Here is a 6207-nt window from a genome sequence, read left to right on the forward strand (position 1 = left end):
TCGCCGACGCTCGCCATGTACGAAGCCACCGACCGCGCTTTCGCCACCGCTTATTTCCACTGGTTCTTCCTGATCCAACCGGAGCCGCTGCCCATCACGCGCTCCACATACGCATCCGGATGCGCGCCGATCAGCAGCTCGGGCAGCGGCTCCGGCTGGATCAGGAAGAACCAGTGGAAATAAGCGGTGGCGAAAGCGCGGTCGGTGGCTTCGTACATGGCGAGCGTCGGCGCGATATCGAGCAGCATCAGCCGGTCGACGGCTTGCGGAAAATCCAGCGCCATCCGGTGCGCCACGCGCGCGCCGCGATCGTGCGCGCAGACCATGAAACGCTCGAAGCCGAAATGCCGCATGACGGCGACCTGATCGGCGGCCATCACGCGTTTCGAATACGGCGTGTGGTGTTCGTCGCTCGGCGGTTTGCCCGACGCGCCGTAGCCGCGCAGGTCGGTGGCGATTACGGTGAAATGCTGCGCCAGATCTTTCGCGAGCCTGTGCCAGATCTCATGCGTCTGCGGATGGCCGTGCAACAGCAACAACGGCGGTCCGCTGCCGCCCTTCATGCCGAAAATATCGACGCCCGAAACATTGAAGGTGAACGGTTGGTAGTCTTCGAACGGCATGGCGTCTCTATCCGATGATCCGATGAACGGGAAAACGATTGTAGGCGTCCTCGACGATACTAGACTGCTCTCGTGCCCGAATCAGGGTAGAACCTGAAGACTTCCTCAGTTCAGGCCGGTCATGCGCGCTACAGCTTCGCCTATAATCGAACGATCGTTCGGCTTTCGTGCTCAGCTTCATATTCAATCAGGAGACTCGTGTCATGGCACTCCCCGCCGCTTTGCAACACCTCGCGCTGCCGGTCATTGCTTCACCGATGTTTATCGTCAGCTATCCGGATCTCGTGCTCGCGCAGTGCAAGGCGGGCATTGTCGGCTCATTTCCCGCGCTGAACGCCCGGCCGGCCGAGTTGCTCGGCGAGTGGCTCACGCAGATCAACGAGGGCATCGAGGCGCACAAGGCGGCGAATCCCGGTGCGCCGGTCGGGCCGATTGCGGTGAACCAGATCGTGCATCATTCGAACGCGCGGCTTGAAGCCGATGTACGCGTGTGCGTTGAGCATCGCGTGCCGATTTTCATCACGAGCTTGCGCGCGCCGGTGAAGGAGATGATCGACGCGGTTCACAGCTACGGCGGCATCGTGCTGCACGACGTCATCAATATGCGGCACGCGGAAAAGGCGCTGGAGGCAGGCGTTGATGGCCTGATCCTTGTAGCAGCGGGCGCCGGCGGCCACGCGGGGATGACGTCGCCGTTCGCGCTGGTCGGCGAAGTACGGCGCATTTTCGATGGACCCATCGCGTTGTCCGGCGCCATTGCCAATGGCGGATCGATCCTCGCCGCCCAGGCAATGGGCGCGGATTTCGCGTACATCGGCACGCGCTTTATTGCAACGCGCGAGGCCCATGCGCTGGAAGACTACAAGACGGCAATCGTAGGATCGAAGGCCGCCGACATCATTTACACGAACCTGTTCACCGGCGTGCACGGCAACTACATTCGCCAAAGCATCGTGAACGCGGGGCTGGACCCGGATGCGCTGCCTGCATCGGATAAAAACGCGATGAATTTCGGCGATGCCGCGGTCAAGGCCAAGGCGTGGAAGGAAATCTGGGGCGCGGGCCAAGGCGTGGGCCTGATGGACGATGTCCCGACCGTGGCCGAACTCGTGACGCGCCTCAAGCAGGAATACGACGGCGCGAAGGATCGGCTCGGGATCGCGCGTTGATTTTCGGCTGATTGGGCTAAATAAAAAAATCCCCGTCATGGTCCGGACCTGGCGGGGATTTTTTCAAGCGTGTTGCTCTAATCAGAACTTCGCGCGGATGCCAACGCCGTACGTGTTGCCGCTGGATATGCTCGTGTACTTGTCGTTGAGGTATGCCGCGTAGACATCGGTACGCTTGGACAGCGGATAGTCGTAGCCGAGCGCCCAGCTCTTGTGCGTCTGATCCAGGCCGCCATTGCTGCGCGAATACGCGTACGACGCCATCACCGAGCCAACGCCCACCGGAATCGTCACGCCGCCCTGCCCGGTGTTGACGTGGAACGTACCCGGATCGATATCGTTCTTCGTGTACATGTATTGCGCGAAGAACTTGACGTACTTCATGTCGTACGACGCACCGAGTTGAGCCACGCTCTGGCTCTTGTAGCCCGGTATGAAGGTCGACAGGTCAGTTGGTGCCGAGCTGAAGTTCACGTACTGGTACACGCCGGTCGCGGCAAACGGGCCGTGAAAGTAGAGGAACTGCGCGCTGTATTTCTTCGCGCCGTTTTCGCCTGCCTGGTTGCCGAGGCCGTACATCACGCTACCCGACAAGCCGCTGAAATCCGGCGTCGTGTACTGGACCGAGTTGTTCCAGCCCGAGTCGCCAACCACGCCCTGATCGGTCGTGTACGTAGGGAACGTGCTCTGTCCGAGGAACACGTGATACACCATCGGCGAGAAGGTGTAGGAATCGATGAACGGGTTGAACAGAATCGTCGATACAAACAGCTGCGTCGTCAGCCGGCCCGCAGTGACCGTACCGTACGGCGACTGGATGCCCACATACGAGTTGCGGGCGAAAAACGTATCGCCCTGAAAGCGGCCGTATTGACCGTTTTGCGCACGGAAAAAGCTTTCCAACGTGAAGATGGCTTTGTAGCCGTTACCCAGATCTTCGCTGCCCTTCATGCCCCAGTACGACGTCGACATACCGCCGCCACCCACGTTCCAGGCGCGGTCGCTGCCTGGAAACTTCGTGGCGCCCACCCATTCGTCGACCTGTCCGTACAACTGGACGCTCGATTGCGCTTGGGCGGAACTGGCGGCAAGCAAGCCGAACATGCCAGCAGTAACGGTCGCCTTGGCCGCGGCTTTCAGCACGCGGTTCACGGTTGGCTTCATGGACTCTCCTGTCGTATCAACGTTAAAACCGGGATGTCGCGAGCAATGAATGCCTCGCTCTTTATTTAACTGTTCTTATGAATGCCCGTTATGGACAACCTGATTCAAGCGTCACCCGGGCATGGCTCAATGACATGACTCTTGGCGTACGCTGAACGGTGTACGCGCTGATGGAGCTCACTCAGGGCGGAGACCATCTTTACGGATCATTTTTCCGGACAAAAATAACTTTGCTTATGCCGCGTATAGCGTTTTGAATAGGTTGCGCATGACGGACTTAAACGAAACGTGATCCGGCGCAAGCCGCCGCAGTTGAACCCGGTGATTGATTGCACGCATCGATTGCCCCGCGCGCCATACGCTACGGCGCAGACGCGCCGGTTACTCTGGAGCGGACATTGAAAATGCACGCAAAAATCAGACAGAGCGCATTGTTAATGCAGATGATTTTGGGAGGAAGGGAACTGCAGCCGGTAGTCTGGAAACTGTGGCGTCATTACGTCATTGCCATGCTTCCCGTAGACGACGGAATTGTTTTTTGTTTCGGATGAGAAAAGGAAACTGGCTTAATCGCCGCGCGTTCGAATCGGTATTAAAAAATGCGTGGATCGATTAATGTGCTTATGCACTATCACCGATTTTTAAACAACGAGCTTCACGTAGCTTCGACGATTCGGTTTATGGACTAATTGCGGTACGGGGAATTTGCGGGCGAGCGGGGATCGTCCGACGGACGACCCGATGCACGTGGCGTGCTGCGCTCTTCGTTGTAACGCGCGATGTCCGCGCGGATCGACCCTCCGCCATGCAATTGCGCGCCTTGATCGGCACGCGCTCCGCCACGGACTTCTGCGCTGACCGGCGTGAGTCCGGACCCGGCGGCAACGCGCTGGTAACCAAAAGGCCGCGCGCCACTGTCGACGTCGTCGACTCGCATCGCGCGTCGATTCACGGCTTGCCACTGCCCGTGCACATCGCCGCCGCGATTGAAAGCGCCATGCGCGAGCACAGCGCCATTCGAGCCGGCACCACCGGCGAACGCCACCGTTGCACACATTGCCGACGCCGCAACCAGACCGGCTGCAGCGGCGAGAAACAAGCGACGGGCGTGGCGGATTCGGATGAGCGACATGTCGATACTGCAGGGCGTCCGACTCGTTCCAGCGTGCTTTGGACGTGTGTTCCGTTTGCATCGCCGACCGGTTGCTGTCGGATGATCAGGACATTTCGTCTATACGATGACGTCCCGCCAACCGGTCTACCAGTCAATTTATTGTGCCCGGTGATCGGCGTCGAGCCAAAAAGTGTTAGGTCTTCCTGATGGTTGTAACACCATGTTACTTCACACTTTTTTGCCGATCCGGGTAAGTGCGGATGCCCGTTTTGTATGAGTGAAAAACAAGAATTCCGCTCTGGGACCAGTGGTACGCGGCTGGTCCTACCGGCCACACTCGAGCATCGAAACTCATGCGTTTGCCGCATTAATAAATCATTTAAATGAATTTGCATATTGAATGGCTATCCGGCGAAAATAGGCGTTCTCGACGCGTGTTCGAGCGGTTTCGGTCGTCCATGAGAGGCGTCGGTCCCCGTTAAGTACCTTTACGCCGCAAACTGCCAAGAATCGTCAATGACTCGCCCCAAGTTCCTTCCCGATAACTTCACCCTTGCCCTGATCGGCACAGTGATCCTCGCCAGCCTTTTGCCCTGTCGCGGTGCCGCTGCTGTCGGCTTCAACTGGCTGACGAACATCGCGGTCGGACTGTTGTTTTTCCTACACGGCGCAAAGCTGTCGCGCGAAGCCATCGTGTCTGGAATGACGCACTGGCGTCTGCATATCGTCGTCCTGCTGAGCACGTTTGCGCTGTTTCCGTTGCTGGGACTGGCGCTGAAACCCATCCTCACCCCACTCGTCACACCCGCGCTTTACATGGGCATCCTGTTTCTCTGCACGCTGCCCTCCACGGTGCAGTCGTCCATCGCGTTCACGTCGATTGGCAAAGGCAACGTGCCGGCCGCCGTCTGCGCGGCGTCGGCGTCCAGCCTGCTCGGAATCTTCATCACACCCGCCCTCGTGGGCTTGGTTGTAACGGACGGTGCCGGCCGCGCGGGATCTGCTTGGCATACGGTCGGCAATATCGTGCTGCAATTGCTGGTTCCTTTTATTGCCGGGCAGTTGCTGCGGCCTGTGATCAGCAAATGGCTCGACAAGAATCGCAGCATCCTGCGTTTTGTCGATCAGGGCTCGATTCTCCTGGTCGTGTACGTCGCGTTCAGCGAAGCGGTGAACGAAGGCATCTGGCACACCATCTCTTTGCAGACGCTCGGCGGCCTGGTGGTTGTCAACATCGTGCTGCTGGCCGTGGCGCTGCTGGTCACGACTTTCGCCAGCAAACGGCTCGGGTTCAACCGGGCGGACCAGATCACCATCATCTTTTGCGGGTCGAAGAAGAGCCTGGCGTCGGGGATTCCGATGGCGAAGGTCATTTTTGCCTCGCACGCGGTAGGCGCGGTCGTGCTGCCGCTGATGCTGTTCCACCAGATCCAACTGATGACGTGCGCAGTACTCGCCCAACGCTGGGGCGCACGCGATACTTCCGGCGAAGAAGCGAACCAGTCTCAAGGCGCAGGCGCGCAGGTTCGCCCATAAGCTCCGGCTCTTTGCTTCCCCTGGGAACATTTGCAGCAACCTGTTGCAGAATCAGCATAACCACTCCATCGAACCGAGCATCAAGCCGCCCCGTGCGGCTTTTTTGCTATTTGAAGTCTGTTCAGGCGTCCTGTCGACTCGGTCGAATGGGATATGAGTTGCTCCGCCGTCGGGCAAATCGACTGTTTCGCTTCGCTTCACGTCATATGCCGTTTGGCGGACTGGTGGCCGGGCATGTGCCTTGCCACACTTGAAGACAACGCATCGTCACGGGCAGCGAACGGCCCGCACGCGTTTCCATCAAGTTCTAATCGAAGCGGCCAGGATTTCATCATGCAAAGAATGACTGACGGCATCGCGACTTCGTCCGCGCTCGATCCGTTTTTGCGCGAGCTCCGCTTCAAGCGAGGCTCCGCCACAGACACAGCCCACGCTCTGCAGGCATTAATAGACGCCGGTCTCGACCGGCTGCCCCATAATTTGCACCGCGAAAACCTGCGCAAGGCTGGGTTGCTGTCAGTGCTCCTCTGTCGAACAGGAGCTTTGACATGTCTTCAACGCTCTTATCTCTTTAGCTAGTTGATAACTGATTCCGCAAAAA

General features: G+C 58.7%; 4 protein-coding genes and 1 pseudogene. 2 read left to right on the forward strand and 3 right to left on the reverse strand.

What is annotated here, in order from left to right; all coding sequences use genetic code 11:
* Positions 1-80: 80 nt before the first annotated feature.
* A pseudogene (locus ACRXB1_RS27875) lies at positions 81-623 on the reverse strand (alpha/beta fold hydrolase); the annotation flags it as partial.
* Positions 624-826: 203 nt separating this feature from the next.
* On the opposite strand from ACRXB1_RS27875, the gene ACRXB1_RS27880 reads away from it, so the two are divergent.
* Positions 827-1792: an NAD(P)H-dependent flavin oxidoreductase gene (locus ACRXB1_RS27880; RefSeq protein WP_062168707.1), complete on the forward strand. Its 966-nt coding sequence runs from the start codon at positions 827-829 to the stop codon at positions 1790-1792.
* A gap of 81 nt (positions 1793-1873) precedes the next feature.
* On the opposite strand, the gene ACRXB1_RS27885 is transcribed toward ACRXB1_RS27880, so the two are convergent.
* Both ACRXB1_RS27885 and ACRXB1_RS27890 read right to left on the reverse strand, forming a co-directional pair.
* The gene (locus ACRXB1_RS27885) at positions 1874-2896 is read right to left on the reverse strand and encodes a porin (protein WP_236873413.1); all 1023 of its coding nucleotides are present in this window, start codon (positions 2894-2896) and stop codon (positions 1874-1876) included.
* Between the two features lie 745 nt (positions 2897-3641).
* Positions 3642-4088, reverse strand: a complete 447-nt coding sequence (locus tag ACRXB1_RS27890) for a hypothetical protein (protein ID WP_174362185.1) — start codon at positions 4086-4088, stop codon at positions 3642-3644.
* 498 nt (positions 4089-4586) lie between these two features.
* Here ACRXB1_RS27890 and ACRXB1_RS27895 point away from each other — a divergent pair, with 498 nt between their 5' ends.
* Positions 4587-5606 carry a bile acid:sodium symporter family protein gene (locus ACRXB1_RS27895; protein WP_449493860.1) on the forward strand — a complete coding sequence of 340 codons (1020 nt, stop codon included), beginning with the start codon at positions 4587-4589 and terminating at the stop codon, positions 5604-5606.
* Positions 5607-6207 lie beyond the last annotated feature (601 nt).

The sequence above is a fragment of the Caballeronia sp. M23-90 genome (assembly GCF_053574605.1).